13 protein-coding genes and 1 pseudogene are annotated in these 14943 nt (G+C 36.2%); 6 read left to right on the top strand and 8 right to left on the bottom strand.

The window, feature by feature from the left end:
- A pseudogene (locus ACIPUA_RS16585) lies at positions 1-834 on the top strand (hypothetical protein); the annotation flags it as partial.
- Between the two features lie 296 nt (positions 835-1130).
- On the opposite strand, the gene ACIPUA_RS16590 reads toward ACIPUA_RS16585, so the two are convergent.
- Positions 1131-1310, bottom strand: a complete 180-nt coding sequence (locus tag ACIPUA_RS16590; RefSeq protein ID WP_071547756.1) for a SymE family type I addiction module toxin — start codon at positions 1308-1310, stop codon at positions 1131-1133.
- A gap of 194 nt (positions 1311-1504) precedes the next feature.
- On the opposite strand from ACIPUA_RS16590, the gene ACIPUA_RS16595 reads away from it, so the two are divergent.
- Entirely contained in the window at positions 1505-1729 is a 225-nt protein-coding gene (locus ACIPUA_RS16595) for a hypothetical protein (RefSeq protein ID WP_042848790.1), read from the top strand.
- Here the strand turns inward: ACIPUA_RS16595 and ACIPUA_RS16600 are convergent.
- On the bottom strand, positions 1722-2597 hold the full coding sequence (locus tag ACIPUA_RS16600; RefSeq protein WP_042848789.1) for a leucine-rich repeat domain-containing protein: 876 nt from the start codon (positions 2595-2597) through the stop codon (positions 1722-1724). The genes ACIPUA_RS16595 and ACIPUA_RS16600 overlap by 8 nt on opposite strands.
- A 128-nt stretch (positions 2598-2725) precedes the next feature.
- On the opposite strand from ACIPUA_RS16600, the gene ACIPUA_RS16605 reads away from it, so the two are divergent.
- The 3 genes from ACIPUA_RS16605 (at position 2726) to ACIPUA_RS16615 (ending at position 5144) form a co-directional block, all read left to right on the top strand.
- Complete coding sequence (locus ACIPUA_RS16605) at positions 2726-3070, top strand: thioredoxin family protein (RefSeq protein ID WP_449059882.1); 345 nt, start codon at positions 2726-2728, stop codon at positions 3068-3070.
- Positions 3071-3126: 56 nt separating this feature from the next.
- Positions 3127-3921 carry a sulfite exporter TauE/SafE family protein gene (locus tag ACIPUA_RS16610; RefSeq protein ID WP_166687308.1) on the top strand — a complete coding sequence of 265 codons (795 nt, stop codon included), beginning with the start codon at positions 3127-3129 and terminating at the stop codon, positions 3919-3921.
- A 215-nt stretch (positions 3922-4136) separates the two neighbouring features.
- Positions 4137-5144 (top strand): LacI family DNA-binding transcriptional regulator, encoded by a 1008-nt coding sequence (locus ACIPUA_RS16615; protein WP_048608281.1) that lies wholly within the window; start codon positions 4137-4139, stop codon positions 5142-5144.
- A 64-nt stretch (positions 5145-5208) separates the two neighbouring features.
- Here the strand turns inward: ACIPUA_RS16615 and ACIPUA_RS16620 are convergent, their stop codons facing one another.
- From ACIPUA_RS16620 to ACIPUA_RS16645, 6 genes are all read right to left on the bottom strand, one after another.
- On the bottom strand, positions 5209-6186 hold the full coding sequence (locus tag ACIPUA_RS16620) for an ABC transporter permease (RefSeq protein ID WP_370661210.1): 978 nt from the start codon (positions 6184-6186) through the stop codon (positions 5209-5211).
- 4 nt (positions 6187-6190) lie between these two features.
- Positions 6191-7675 carry a sugar ABC transporter ATP-binding protein gene (locus ACIPUA_RS16625; protein WP_042848784.1) on the bottom strand — a complete coding sequence of 495 codons (1485 nt, stop codon included), beginning with the start codon at positions 7673-7675 and terminating at the stop codon, positions 6191-6193.
- Positions 7676-7832: 157 nt separating this feature from the next.
- Positions 7833-8693, bottom strand: a complete 861-nt coding sequence (locus ACIPUA_RS16630; protein ID WP_370661211.1) for an ABC transporter substrate-binding protein — start codon at positions 8691-8693, stop codon at positions 7833-7835.
- Positions 8694-8842: 149 nt separating this feature from the next.
- Complete coding sequence (locus tag ACIPUA_RS16635) at positions 8843-9916, bottom strand: zinc-binding dehydrogenase (RefSeq protein ID WP_042848783.1); 1074 nt, start codon at positions 9914-9916, stop codon at positions 8843-8845.
- A gap of 732 nt (positions 9917-10648) precedes the next feature.
- Entirely contained in the window at positions 10649-11950 is a 1302-nt protein-coding gene (locus tag ACIPUA_RS16640) for an anaerobic C4-dicarboxylate transporter (protein ID WP_449059883.1), read from the bottom strand.
- A 79-nt stretch (positions 11951-12029) separates the two neighbouring features.
- On the bottom strand, positions 12030-12758 hold the full coding sequence (locus ACIPUA_RS16645; protein WP_449059884.1) for an aspartate/glutamate racemase family protein: 729 nt from the start codon (positions 12756-12758) through the stop codon (positions 12030-12032).
- A gap of 460 nt (positions 12759-13218) precedes the next feature.
- Between ACIPUA_RS16645 and hypT the strand changes: the two genes are divergently transcribed.
- Positions 13219-14127 carry a hypochlorite stress DNA-binding transcriptional regulator HypT gene (gene hypT / locus ACIPUA_RS16650; protein ID WP_042848780.1) on the top strand — a complete coding sequence of 303 codons (909 nt, stop codon included), beginning with the start codon at positions 13219-13221 and terminating at the stop codon, positions 14125-14127.
- Positions 14128-14943 lie beyond the last annotated feature (816 nt).

Below are 14943 nucleotides of genomic sequence, written 5' to 3' on the forward strand. Positions count from 1 at the left end.
ACAGATGAGGACAAAAAGAAATTAATTGCTATTGCTGAAAACTTGGATAAAGAACAGCTACAGAAAGCATTGGATACAAAAATTTCTAAAGATTATTTAGAGCAACAAAAAGATGAGCTCAGAGCATTGTTAAATTCAGGTAACTGTAATTCGGATTGTCGCTACATAGCACAAACGAGTATCAATCAGTTGACACCAATCATCGATAACTATGGTGACTTAGAAAGAACAAATAAAATTCCTAGGGCTGCAATAGCAACAATTACTTTGGCTTTGCCAATGGCAAGCAAAACTGTTAGCCCTTATGTATCTAGTTGGTTAGGTAGCACATCTTTAGCTAACCGCGTGATAGGGGTAACAACCACAGGTACGGCAAACTTAGGAATGCAGGGATATAACATTTATAAAGATCCTGATAATACTGATTTTAGTTACACAAATTTCGGAAGTTCATTATTAACAGGAGGAATTACACCAGGAATGGGATATTGGGGAACCGTCACAACCAATACAACAGGAGCTGGAGTTTCAAGTTTAATTGATGGCAAATCTCCTTGGGCTTCGATAGGCGGATCATTTATCGGTTCATCGCTAGGTTATGGTGTTGGTCTAGGGACTACAAATGTTTTAAATAACAAATTGAATCCATGGTCAAGTGGACTTAAAGAAAGGTACTTAGTAGAAATGCCATCTATATCGGCACCTCCTGTAATATCTCCGATACCAGCTATTACAGGGAGTATATTCGGCGCTGTTGGCTCCGAGTTTATAGGTAATGAAACAACGGAAATATTAAAGCCACTCATGACAAAGGATGGAAATGAAAGTAATTAATTATTTTTTAATTATATCTATGTGCTACTCGTTTGGGGCTTTTGTTATGTTTTTATTACTTAAGCTTATTATTGAAGCAATTAGATATGTGAAATTAAATGTTTTTGTTATTGATATTCCTGCAATTAAGGAATTAATAATTTTAGGTGTAGTTTTAGGAGTGTTCACTAGCTGTGTACATATGTTAATTGTTTACAGGAATCATAAGCGGCTTAAATGATGTTTAATGTATACTTATAAATCGAATAATAGATCCCCTTTTTGTATTCAGGGATCTATTTAGCCACTTTAACTCTTTACTCTCCCTCACTCAACCGGATAATCAACTGCCCGGCTTGGCGGGTGAGAGTGACGTTACTGCCCACCGTAAACCCGAGCTCATTCAGCCACTTACCGCTGAATGTCAGTTGTGGGCTGGGGTTGGGTTTACCGCGGTTAGGGGCGTAACCCACTGTATACTGTCTGGTTTTTAGCACTTCTTCTTTAGCTGTCGGTGTTTTTTACTTTACACTCGTCTCTAGCCACTGTGACTACTCCCCGTCATGCCAATCATCGGTATGCTCTTCTCTTAGGCGTTCGCCAAATCTAAAAAATAACCAATCATATCTTGCCTTTTGGGTTTTTAGCTATTTACATGATTTTTGAGTCCATCGTGTAAAACATGAGAGCAATGGGCACTATCAAAGTGGTGGGTTCACTGCTGACCAATGTGAATAACAAAGGGAAAGACAGCAATACCACGCATGCTGCGGTATCGGAAGGTGAGATAATCCTTCGTGATAAGGCTAATCAGAAGCAAGATATACCTCTACTCAGATGGCAAAATTTATTAAAACATCATAAATATACACAATGGTTATCTTTGCAAACTCATAATATGAACAAGCTTATATAAAAACAGTACAACCTCGGCTTCTTAGTATTTTTACAATCGCAGGTTCTATACTAAAATTATTCCATCGTAAGTCTAGCTTCATTAGTTTTGGTATATTTACTAGGCTATCGGGTAAATTACTAAGCTGATTAGCACGTAAATCTAGATATTGAAGTGACTCAATTTCCCCAATAGAGCTCGGTAGTGAATATAGTTTATTAAACCTTAAATTAAGAGTGTGAAGATGTTTAAGACTTGATATCTTTGAAGATATGTTATCAATTTTATTATTATTTAAGTCGAGTATTCTTATTGCAGCTAAACCTAAAATATCATCGGGTATATGAGTTACTGAATTATTCATTAAATAAACCTCATGGACACCCGATAGCTGCGTGATCGAGTTTGTTAAATCTGTAATTTGATTGTTATATAATCTTAATTCTTTCAAATTTGTTAACTTAGAAAATTGGTCAGGAAGTTTTTTTAATTGGTTATCAGTGGCATTAAAATATAACAAGTCGTGTAGGTTTGATAATGATTCAGGAAGCTTTTTAATACCATTATCGCTTAAATAAAGAAATTGTAGCTTATTTAGGTTACCAATTTCGGTAATGACCTCATTAATGCTATTATGCCCTAAATCTAGCATCTCAAGATAACAAAGGCTTGCTATGTCAGTAGGGATTGATTTAAGTTCATTACAAGATAAGTTAAGGACTTTTAATGATTTACATTGGGTTATTAATGATGGGAACTCCGCTAACTTATTGTTATATGCACTAATAACACTATAGGAAAATGGCGATGAAATTAATGAATCAATTTCTAGATGGTGACCTGAATCTAAATTTAACGCTAAACTAGAGTCTGAATGTTGGTGTAACATAGGTTTCTCCCTATGATGAGTAAGTGAGTTACCCTTAAATTTCAGGTAACGCTCAAAGTCAGTAATAGTATAAAACAACCACGATATTCTAATTAAACAAAATAATACATAACAAAAGGTAGGAAATAATGTCTAATATCTTGTTATTAGATAGCGACAATTTTTCACGTATGCTTTATCAGCCTGAACAACAACCTGGGCAGTGCGTTATTGTTTATTTTTCGGCTTCTTGGTGTGTACCATGTAAGAACATGCAACCTATTTTCCAACAAGTCGCGAACCACATTGATGATAAAAAAATAGTTTTTGGGGTTGTCGATATTGCACAATCACCAACTTTAGCACCTAAGTACGGGATAAAAACTGTACCCACTATCGCAATTTTTCAGGACACTCGGTTAGTTCACACGATTGCAGGAGAGGTAACCTTAAATAATGTATTAATGGTATTGAAGCAGGTGCTCGATAGTTAGTAATATTCAATTTTTTGCGTTAAGTTAACTCTAACTACTCATACAAGACATTCACAATGTTAATACTTATTTTAGAAGGTGTATTAATCGGTTGCTTACTTGGTTTAACTGGGGCCGGTGGCGGGATTCTTGCTGTCCCCGCCCTGATGGTAAGCCAGAACTGGAGTGTAGCTTTAGCCGCTCCAGTTGGTCTTTTGGCTGTGACACTCGCTGCTTTGGTTGGTGCAATTCAAGGGCTTATAAATAAAACTATTCGATATAAAGCTGCTATTTGGATTGCGTTATTAAGCATACCTACGGCTAAATATGGTATCTATCTTTCCCATATTATCTCTCCGGTTTGGTTAACGCTCACTTTCAGCATGGTTATGTTTTATGTGGCTTATCGAGGTTTTTTGGGCGAACCAAGTGAGTTAACGCATTCAGTTTGCCAAATTAATCAAGAAACAGGAAAATTTATTTGGAATATCAAAACTGCTGCTGTACTTGGTGGTATTGGTATAATTTCTGGGTTATTGACAGGGCTGCTCGGGGTGGGTGGGGGTTTTGTGATAGTCCCAGCACTACGGAAGTTTACCAATTTAAATATGAAGAGTATTATCGCAACATCATTACTGGTGATTTTTTGTATTGGTAGTATTAGTATTTTTATTAATGTATTAAATGGATTCCCCTATCCAAAAGAAATTAGCTCTATTTTTATTGTCTCTTGTATTATTGGTTTATTAATAGGGAGGTTAATAATTAATTATCTTTCAGCTAAAATGATTAAAACGATATTTTCAATATTGGTCATTATTGTTGCATTAGTCTTGTTTATTTCATCATTAAGTGAGTTGAATTTCATTTGATTTATTAAGGGATTAATAGGTAATCGATTAATCTATGTGGTATGCCACTATTTTTGATAAACCGTAGTTTAACCTATCATAATGGCATAAAATCGATTTATCTTCATCCGCAAATAGGTATAATGAATAATCGCATTTTTTCTGCCCTGATAAAGATTGATATGAACTAATATTATATTCATCGGGGTGGTCATTAAAGGTTAACTAATATAATTATGGCAAAGCAAGATAGCTCAACAACGATAATAGATATAGCTAAGCGTGCTAATGTAACGGATATTACAGTCTCAAGGGCATTTAACCATCCAGAAATGGTAAAGAAAGAAACTCGAGATAAAATATTGGCAATAGCTCAAGAGCTAAATTATGTTCCTAACCTTTTCGCTCGGAATTTGAAGAATAAAAATAGCCGCATAATTGGTGTGGTTACTGATAGCACATTTAACCCATTTTATGTTGTATTAATTCAAACAGTTTCTCGTTTAGCGAAAGAAAAAGGCTATCAGGTGATGATCTTTGACTCGGATAGCGATGAAAAAGCAGAGAAAACGGCTATTGAGACCTTAGTTAGCTATAAGGCTAGTGGGATTCTGCTATCTCCTGTTCGCGATGATAAAGGCTATCAACCAAGTTACCTTTCTTTAATTGACCAGCACAATGTACCTTTAGTTTTTGTAGACCGTGCAATTTATGGCTATGAAAATAAATACTCGGGTTTATTTTTGAAAAACTTTGAAATTGGGGCATTAACAGGTAAGTTTTTGAGTCAGCAAGATTGTGATAATACGTTAATTGTTTCTGGTCCTAAAGACTCGGAAATTAGTTTGTCGCGTTTATCAGGAATATATGAGGCCTTTCCAAATAGGGGAAACATTCATGTATTATACAGTAGCTATATGTTTAATAAAAATGATGAAGCTTATTTAAGGGAAAAGGTTCAAGAACTATACACACCTAATATGTATATTGTGGGGCTTAATGGTATTATCACAGCAGGTATGTATAAAATTATTTTAGAATTAGGCTTGTCTTGCCGTTATTTTTCAGTCGATTTACCGCCATATGCTGATACTTATCACCTGTCTATTTCAGGTGTTCATCATGACTCTGTTTACCTTGGTGAGTTAACTACAGATTTATTATTTTCTGAAATAGAGCGTGAAACAAATAAAAATCACCAAACAAAGCAAATATTTGTAGATGGTAAACTGGTTGTTTACTAATTAAAGCGGCCTCGTTTAGAGGCCCTTTAATTGTTTTATTATATCATTTTAATAAAAGTTTAGCTTAGCGTTTCATTGAGCTAATTAATGTTGCTCCCCAGATAATTAAGCCTTTTACAATATATTGTACATAAGGGGAAATACCGAGTAAATTTAAGCCATTATTGAGAACACCTAATATCATTGCTCCAATTAAGGTTCCGATAATCATTCCTCGGCCACCAGCGATGGATGCACCACCAAGCACAACGGCGGCAATAGCATCTAATTCAAAGCCTACACCTGCATTAGGTTGGCCACTCATAACACGGGAAGTAAAAATAAGGCCAGCGAATGCCGCGGTAAAACCACTAATCACATAAACTAACATTTTATAGCGTTCGACACGGATACCACTAAGACGAGCGGCTTCTTCATTACCTCCGATAGCATAAATATAGCGACCAAATGAAACGTGGTTTAAAACAACATAAAAAATTAAGTAAAGCCCCAGCATTAATAAAATAGGAACTTGTATCCCCATTAATTCTTCACGTCCCCAAAAAGCAAATTCTTGGGGGAGCCCTGAAACAGGATAGCCACCGGTATAAATTAATGCTAAGCCTTTGGCGATTATCATGGCACCAAGTGTGACAATGATAGGTGGCATTTTACCGTAAGCGGCTAATATTCCATTAATAAAACCGAATGCAATACCTGATAATAGGCCAAGAGCGATTGCGGCATAGGGGTCCATGCCATAATATTTCATTAAACCCGCCATTAAAGTTCCAGAAAGAGCCATAACAGCACCGACTGACAGGTCAATCCCCCCGGTCAAAATAGCAAATGTCATACCAATAGCAATAATGGCATTAATTGAAACCTGACGAGCAATCGTTGAAAGATTATTTACCGTTAAGAAATGCTCATTAAAAATGGACATACATGTAAATAAAAGAATTAAACCAACGAGTGGTAAAAATGCAGGTATTTTTGTTAGCTTAGAAAAACTAAATTTATTTTTAGTTAATGGAATAGCACTTTGATTAGACATAGTCATTATCCTATATAATATTGCCGGCTGCATGTACCATGATCTGAGTTGAGTTTATATCGTCCCCATTTAACTCAGCGGCAATTTCACCATCTCGAAAAACTAAAACTCGGTCACTAACACCGATAACTTCTGGCAACTCTGATGAAATCATAATGATAGAAATCCCTTTTTCAGTCAGAGAGCGCATTAACTGATAGATTTCTGATTTCGCACCAACATCAATTCCTCGAGTAGGCTCATCGAAAATAAGAATTTTAGCTTGCTTATTTAGCCAGCGAGCAATAACAACTTTTTGCTGATTACCACCACTTAGAGTGGAAACGGCAGTGTGAGGCTCTGGTGTTTTAACTTTTACTTGAGAAATTAATTCAATAGATAAAGTGAGTTCTTTTTTATTTTGGATTAAAAATAATTTTTGAGCGTGGTTATTTAACCAAATATTCTCTTTTACAGAGAAAGGCAAAACAAGTCCTTGAGTTTTTCGACTTTCAGGTAATAAACCAATTCCTAATTGTAAAGCCGTCGCAGCTGATTTAATTTTGACTTCTTTACCTTCTAAAATAACTTTTTTCTTATAGGATTTATCAGCACCAATCATGGCAAGAATGGTTTCGGTACGGCCTGAGCCGACTAAACCAGCTAACCCTAATATCTCCCCTTTTTTTAACTGAATATGGTTTACAGGGCTATTAGCAAAACGCTGGACCTCAGCATCTAAAATGACCTCTTGTTGATCAAATTGGCGCTTATGAGGGTAAATATTTTCTACTTCACGACCGACCATCATTTCGATAATCACATCTAAATCGGTATCATCGACTTTACGCGAACCGATGTATTGACCATCGCGTAATACGCTGATAGTGTCACAGATCTCATAAATTTCTTCTAAATGGTGAGAAATAAAAAACATCCCAACCCCTTTAGCTTTTAAATCACGCATCACATCAAATAAATGATTGGCTTCATTTGGTGTTAATGTCGCTGTAGGCTCATCTAATACGAGGATTTTTGCATCTAAAGAAAGAGCTTTTGCAATTTCGACAAATTGTTGTTCTGCGATACTTAAATGGCTAATAGGTTCATCAATATTAATATTCACACCTAGCTCAGCTAATATCTCCTGGGACTTTTTACGCATTGATTTTCTATCTAATAAACCAAGTTTATTCTTTAACTCTCTATTTAAAAAAATATTTTCAAAAGCATTTAAATAAGGAATTAGTGAAAACTCTTGGAAAATAATACCCACACCCGCTTTAATGGCGTCTCTGTAGTTATGAAACGTATGTTCCTTACCTTCAATCAGAATTTGCCCGCTATCAGGTTTATGTATTCCACATAAAACTTTCATTAGCGTTGATTTGCCTGCGCCATTTTCACCTAATAATGCGTGAACCTCTCCTTTTTCCAAAGAGAGATTGATATTATCTAACGCCTTAACCCCAGGGAAAGTTTTGCTGACATCTTTTAATGCTAATAATTGCATCATATTGCTTCCCTATATTTTCTTCACCGCTTAAAAATGGGTAACAAAGTCATTTGGAAGATAAATATTCCAATATGCATTTTATTATTAATTGTTATTGGAGATGTATTGCACCTATACATAGGATATGGGTGCAATACATTATTTATAAAACGAACGATTACCAGTGGAAATCTTTAGCGTTAGTTTTGTCGATTAACTTAACATCAATAGGGACTTCTTTCGGTACGTTAGCGCCCCAATATTTTGCTAGCCCCATTGCTAAGCCAATGCGGACTTGGTCACGCGGGAACTGCGCAGAAGTTGCGATAAACGGAGAGTTACCTTTTGCAATTTCAGCAACAGCTTCAGGTGAACCATCAACACTGACCAATTTCACATCACGACCAGAGGATTCAATTGCGGCTAATGCACCTAAAGAACCGACATCATTAACACTAAAGATCCCGTTTAGTGTAGGGTTAGCTTGTAGCATGTTTTCTGTGACATTCATTGCAGTATCACGCTCTTGCTTACCGTTCAATTTAGTCACAATCTTGATATTTGGATATTCTTTCATGGCGGCTTCGAAACCGCGAACACGTTCTAGAATTGGGACTACTGGAATACCATCTAAAATAGCGACTTCACCTTTACCACCAAGTGCTTCACCTAGGCGTTTACCTGCCATTAAGCCCGCATCGTAGTTTTTAGAACCTACAAAAGAGTCTATTGGCCCATTTGCTTGCGCATCAATAGCGATGACAACGACGCCGGCTTTCTTCGCTGCAAGTACTGCAGTTTCAGCACCGACACTATCGGCTGGGTTGATTAGCAAAATATCGATTTTTTTCTGTAACATATCTTCGATATCGCTGGTTTGTTTTGAGACATCATGAGCGGCGTCAGAAATATATAATTGTGCACCCATATCGCCTGTTGCGCTCTCTAAGGCTTCTTTCATGGTGACAAAATACTCGTTATTTAGCTCTTGAAACGACATGCCAACGGAAACTGGTTTAGCCGTAGCGTTAAACGCCATACCTAAGGTTAGTACACTTGCAGCTACAGCTAACTTTTTGAATTTACTCAACATAAGATGTTCTCCTAAACGAGCGTTTAATTATATGTAGGGTATTACTTTGTTTAATGTTTATTTGAATTATCAATTGCGACAAACGGTTAATATATTTATGGTTTAATGACGACTTTAATTGAGTCTGCCGATTTGGCCATAACAAAGGCTTCTTCCCAATCATCGATGGAGTAGAAGTGGGTAACGATATCATCGGCACTGACTAAACCACGGCTAAATAGGTCGATAGCGACTTCATAGCTGTATGGGCCTAAGTGAGCTCCGCGGATATCTAATTCTTTACGGTCACCAATAATCGACCAGTCAACGGTTGTTTCTTTACCAAAGACGCTAAACTCAACGAAACGCCCCAATTTACGGATCATTTCTAGGCCTTGAGTAACGCCAATAGGTGCGCCTGTCGCTTCGATATAAACATCGCAACCGTAGCCTTCGGTCATCTCTTTAACTAGTTTGATGGCGTCTTCTTTAAGCGGGTTGATTACCACGTCAGCCCCAAATTTTTTTGCTAGCTCAAGGCGTTCATCAATAGCATCGATAACGACCAGTTTTTTCGGAGTTTTCAGTTTAGCAACTTGGATCATGCATAATCCAAGAGGCCCAGCACCGGCAATAACGACGACGTCATTTAAGTCAATATCACCACGGCGTACCGTGTGAATAGCACAAGCCATTGGCTCAATTAAAGCGGCATCTTTATCCGAAAGTTCATCAGGGATTTTGTGAATAATTGCACGTTCAGAAAACCGCATATATTCAGCCATACCACCATCGGCAACTTCTTTTTGGAAGCCATAGATATCATGGGTTTCACACATCCAGTATTTACCAGATTTACAGAAACGGCATTCCCAACAAGGAACGATTTGTTCTGCTAGTATGCGGTCACCTACCTTTAATTTAAATTTTTCGGCAGAGCCTTCACCTAATTCAGCAACACGACCATAAAATTCATGGCCTGGCACTACAGGTGCTTTGATCCACGGGTCATCTCCCCAGAACATTTGAGCACCATCATTCGCTTTACAGTCACCAGCACAGATCCCGCACCCATCGACTTTGATAACAACTTCTCTATATCCTGGTATTGGTCTTTTTATATTTTCAAATCGGTAATCATGGGGACCATGACAAACAACGGCTTTCATTTTTTCAGGTAGCTTACTCATGTTCTAAAACCTCTTTCTAGTTGTTAGCCCTAATGTTGACGTCAACATTAAGCGTTTTTTTTATAACTCATGACTTGATTTTTTAACGCTTAACTATCAATAACGGTACGAATGTAAGAAAAATGGTTATTTAATGTTATAGATAAAATAAATTTTTTTAATATGACGACGTCGTCATTTTTGAAGCTAGGTATTTAAAAAACTAAAATTTGTGATTTAAATCCTAATTTTAGTCGTCTCTCTAAGTGTTTTCATTAGTAAATGGGAACGCTATGGATGTTTGTAATGCAATGAAATTAAACATAAAAAAATTCTCATTTCTCGATTTACTTCTTTTTAAGAAATGAATGTAACGCCGAGTATAATTATTTTAACTATTTTCAGAAGAGGGGAATGTATGCAAAAACATTTCAGCTCACATTTTTCAATGAAAATAATTTTAATGATTATCAAATAAAGTGATCTATATTGGTGAAATAGCCATTATTTTAAGAAATAAAATTTTATTTAAAAAGACTAAACAGAGTAATAGATAATTTTGATTGGTTATTGCTACTATTTTTATTAAGAATGACTTTTACAAAAAAAGAGCTTTATACTTTGTTGTAATTTATCAAGCAAAGCATAAAGCCAATTAGAGCCAATATTTAACTTCATTTTGTTAAGGAAACTGTCGAACTACTATTAAATAAAGTGGTGCGAGGGGGATTCTCTCGCACCGAAAGCAGAAGGTTAAACGACCATCGGTGCAATGATAAAACCGAAGGCGACACCTGCAATTATTCCGCCTAGCCCTGGTAACATAAATGGGTGATTTAAAATGTATTTTCCGACGCGTGTAGAACCGGTTGAGTCAAACTCTATTGCGGCTAAAGACGTTGGATAGGTAGGCAGAACAAAAACCCCAGTGACGGCGACAAAAGATGCCAATATAGCCCATGTTGGAACATCTAAGGCAATGGCTAAAGGAATAATTAATGGTGTGGTGGCACCTTGTGAGTAGAGTAATGCGCAGGTAAAAAATAGCACTAAAGCTAACAAAATAGGGTAGGCGGATAATACATCTCCAGCGATGGCTTTAATTTGGTCCATATGCGCATCGACAAATGTAGTTCCTAAAGTCACGATACCTAATATGACCGCGAGGGAGCTCATTCCTGAACGGAAAGTTGGCGCTAAAACAATTGAATTTGGCGATGTTTTACAAAAAACAACCATTAAACACGCAGCACTGAGCATACAGATAATGATGATATCTCGAGTTCCCATGGGTTTACCAATATCAAAACCAGGGCGCAATTGAGGGAATGCAGCTAGTATAACGATAGCAAACGTCGCAATAATAAATAGGACGACAGAGAATTTTTCTCTCGTAGTGCTCTCGCCTTTTTTCTCTTCGTATTTATTAACTAACCCTTTTTGTAGGCGTTCTAAATAAACCTCATCATCTTCTAGTTCACAGCCTTGGCGTGATGCGATAAATGCTGCGACCATTGCTGCGACGAAAGAGGCTGGTAGACAAACAGACATAACCACAATAAAGGTAACACCATTCCCTTCCATAATGGTTAACATGGCAGCCATCGCCGCACTGATTGGCGAACCAGAAATGGCGATTTGGGATGCAACAACTGAGCCTGCTAAGGTTCTGGATGGGCGGATACCCGAATCTTTCGCAATTTCAGCAATCACGGGGAGCATGGAGAACACAATAAAGCCGGTTCCTGCCATGATAGTCATTACCCAAGTTGTAATTGGTGCTATAATATTCAAATACTTAGGGTTTTTACGCATAAATTTGCTGGCAAGGCGTACCAAGTAATCCATACCTCCAGCAGCTTGTAATGCGGACGCTGCAACTACGACGGTCATAATAATTAAAATAACATCGACAGGGGGAGAGCCTATAGGTAAACCAAATCCAATCGTTAAGACGGCTAAACCTAATCCACCGCATAGCCCTATACCTATTCCTCCCATACGTATACCGAAGAAAATTGCGCCTAATACCACAATGATTTCTAGCCAAACCATAATCGTCTCCAATAGACAATATATTGTCATTAGTAATATAAAAATTAATTTTTGATAATTAATATGAGTTATAAATTTTTTATGCGTTTCTATTTATCATTAAATTTTGTCGCCCAACTCTATTTTCATACCAATGAATACTGGCTCTGACTAATGAGCTAGTTGAGTCAATGTATTTTTCAGGGTATTTGTTTGTTTCATTTTCTAGAATGACGGGAACTTCAGTACAACCTAAAACAATAATTTCAGCACCTCGAGAAAATAATAATTCGGCTTGTTCTTTCATGATGGATTCAGCCGTTTTTTTATTTCCCGACTTTAATAAATAAATGCTTTTCATTACCATTTCTTGGCTTTTAATATCTGGGGTAATACACTTTAAGTTTTTACTCTCTATATTTTTTTGATATAACCCCATAAGCATAGTGGCATTGGTTGCTAATAAACCGATATGTTTTTTCTTAATGGCTAGTACTTCCATCATTGTCGTTTCAACAATACTTAGCATATCGACGTGACAGGCCTGCTTGAGCTCGTCAAACCAAAAATGTGCAGTATTACAAGGGATAACAATACATTCAGCACCAGCAGTTTCGAGTTTTTTTAAATAATCAGTCATTAAGGGCAAGGGGGATACGCCATGGTTTAATAACGCTTCAGTACGGTCTGGAATATCAGGAATGGATGATATTATTAAAGGGATATGCTCTTGGTCTTTATTTGCGACAGTATAGTTCACAAATTTATTAAATAAATCGACGGTGGCAGCAGGCCCCATTCCTCCTAACACTCCAATTAAACCTTTCATTTTAATACTCCTGCCTCATACACCTTATTTTATAAAATAAGGGTAGTGAGATGTTATATTACTTAAATTATTTAACATATAAGTTAATATTTAATTAGCTATTAACTTATTTATCCCTGATTAATCTGTGGATAATATTTATCAATGTTTATCTAGGAAGAGAAATGCAAGTAAGTATGGTTTGATGCAAGATACGCATTAAAAATTAATCCTAAAATTAAATTATTTTAATAATGTAAGCTGAAAGGCTGAGTAGCATTGGCTTTGTGGAAAAGATATGAAATAAATAAAATTAGTTTTTGATTTTTGTTAATGTTTTAAATGGCAGGCTTATGCATAATACAAATAATGAATCTACAATATCAGCTTAATATTTTAACTAACAATTAACTTAAGATATCAATAAAAAAACTTTTAATGTTTTATATTTTAACAGCAAGTCCACTTAAGGCTTAATAACATGAAAAATATAGAAACAAAGTGGCTATATGATTTTTTAACACTGGAGTCATGTCGGCATTTTTCTCATGCAGCAGAACAACGAAATATTTCTCAACCTGCTTTTAGTCGCCGAATCAAGGCATTAGAAGAAGCAATAGGTGTTGAATTGTTTGATAGAACCACATCCCCTTTACAGCTTTCTGAAGAAGGCAAAATATTCCATTCCCAAGCTCGTAGCTTATTGCAGCAATTAGAATGTAACTTAAATGAATTATCTGGGCACAATGTGCTGAGTCTGCCCAATATTAAAATTGCTGCGGCGCATTCGCTGTCATTAAGCTTATTGCCTAAGTTAGTTCATGCATTATCAGGTTATGGGGAAGAATTTGTCTATCATGTTGAAGCCATTGATGTGGTTCAAGTGGTAAATACGTTGCGAGAAGGGAAGAGCGATTTTATCATTTCATTTTATGATGAGGATTTAATGCAGTCGCCATTTTCTTGTTTAAATGTGTTTGAGTCCGAGTTGTACCCAATTTGTGCAGCGGATGAGTTTGGCAAACCGTTATTTGATATCTACCAACCTCAAGTACCGTTATTGAACTACACCAGTGCTTCTTATATGGGAAGGTTAGTTAATCGTCGATTAAGTGAGTTTGGTGCGATTAACTCTAAAACACTCTTTATGTCATCAATGAGCGAATTGCTAAAAAATATGGCATTGGATGGTCATGGAATTGCATGGTTGCCGATTTACTCGGTAGTTAATGAGTTAAAAGAAAAAAAACTAGTCTGTCTCAACACCCCAGAATTAACGATACCTATTCAAGCTTACATTTACCGCATGGATACTCGCTTGAATAAAACAGCAGAGGATTTTTGGCGTATTTTAAAGAAAAATATTCCAGAAGATTTACGGCATTTGTAATGGAAAAGGAATAATTTATGATACATAACATCTGGATATATTGAGCGTTATCCTACGATGATATTGATGGGGTCTTAGCTGGTAATTAAGTCATAAGGTGTATAAAAGACCTCTATTCAGGTAGTCAGATTAATTATGTAGCCTTAATTTTAGCTTGTATTCCGTCAATGATTATCAGCGCTTGGGGTCTTACCCTGGAAAATAGCTTTAGTTTTTAGTGAATGTTTAAGCTTATCGTTGCTGAGAGAGTATTTTTGGGTGTGTGACCAACACCTATTTGGAAAACATGTTTAGGTTTCTTTAAAGAAAACTTTAATTTACTCTCTTTTAGATTGTCTTATTTGGATTGGTTATTTGTGGTTAAAAGAAAAAAAGTACTTTAATAGACAAAATATTATTAATGTATTCTCTTCATCGTTAGCTAAAAATGAGAATGAGTGTCAATAAGTTTTGACTTTACTTAAAAATTGATTATCGGAACTGTATTAAATACTAAGCTTTTACATATCTGTGATATGGCAAAATCAGCCTACTGTTATAGGTAATTTTTGCCATAGCTTTTTCCCTTAGGGGCTGCTCATATATTAGGGTAAGCTTTGGTTTTTATATAACCATTTGTAATTAAAGGGTTTGTTTTTATCGGTGTGTTGTGAAGTAGCAGGCTTGGGATGAAAAAGCTTGCCGGATAAGTCGAGTAGTTATTTGCTTATGCTAACGAAAAATTTAAAAATATAGTAGGTGCTTTTTATTTGGATATTAAAAAGCAGAGGAATATCATTTATTGACAATTGAAAAATGAACTAATTGTTTTTATTG

Source organism: Providencia sp. AGC89 (assembly GCF_053543535.1).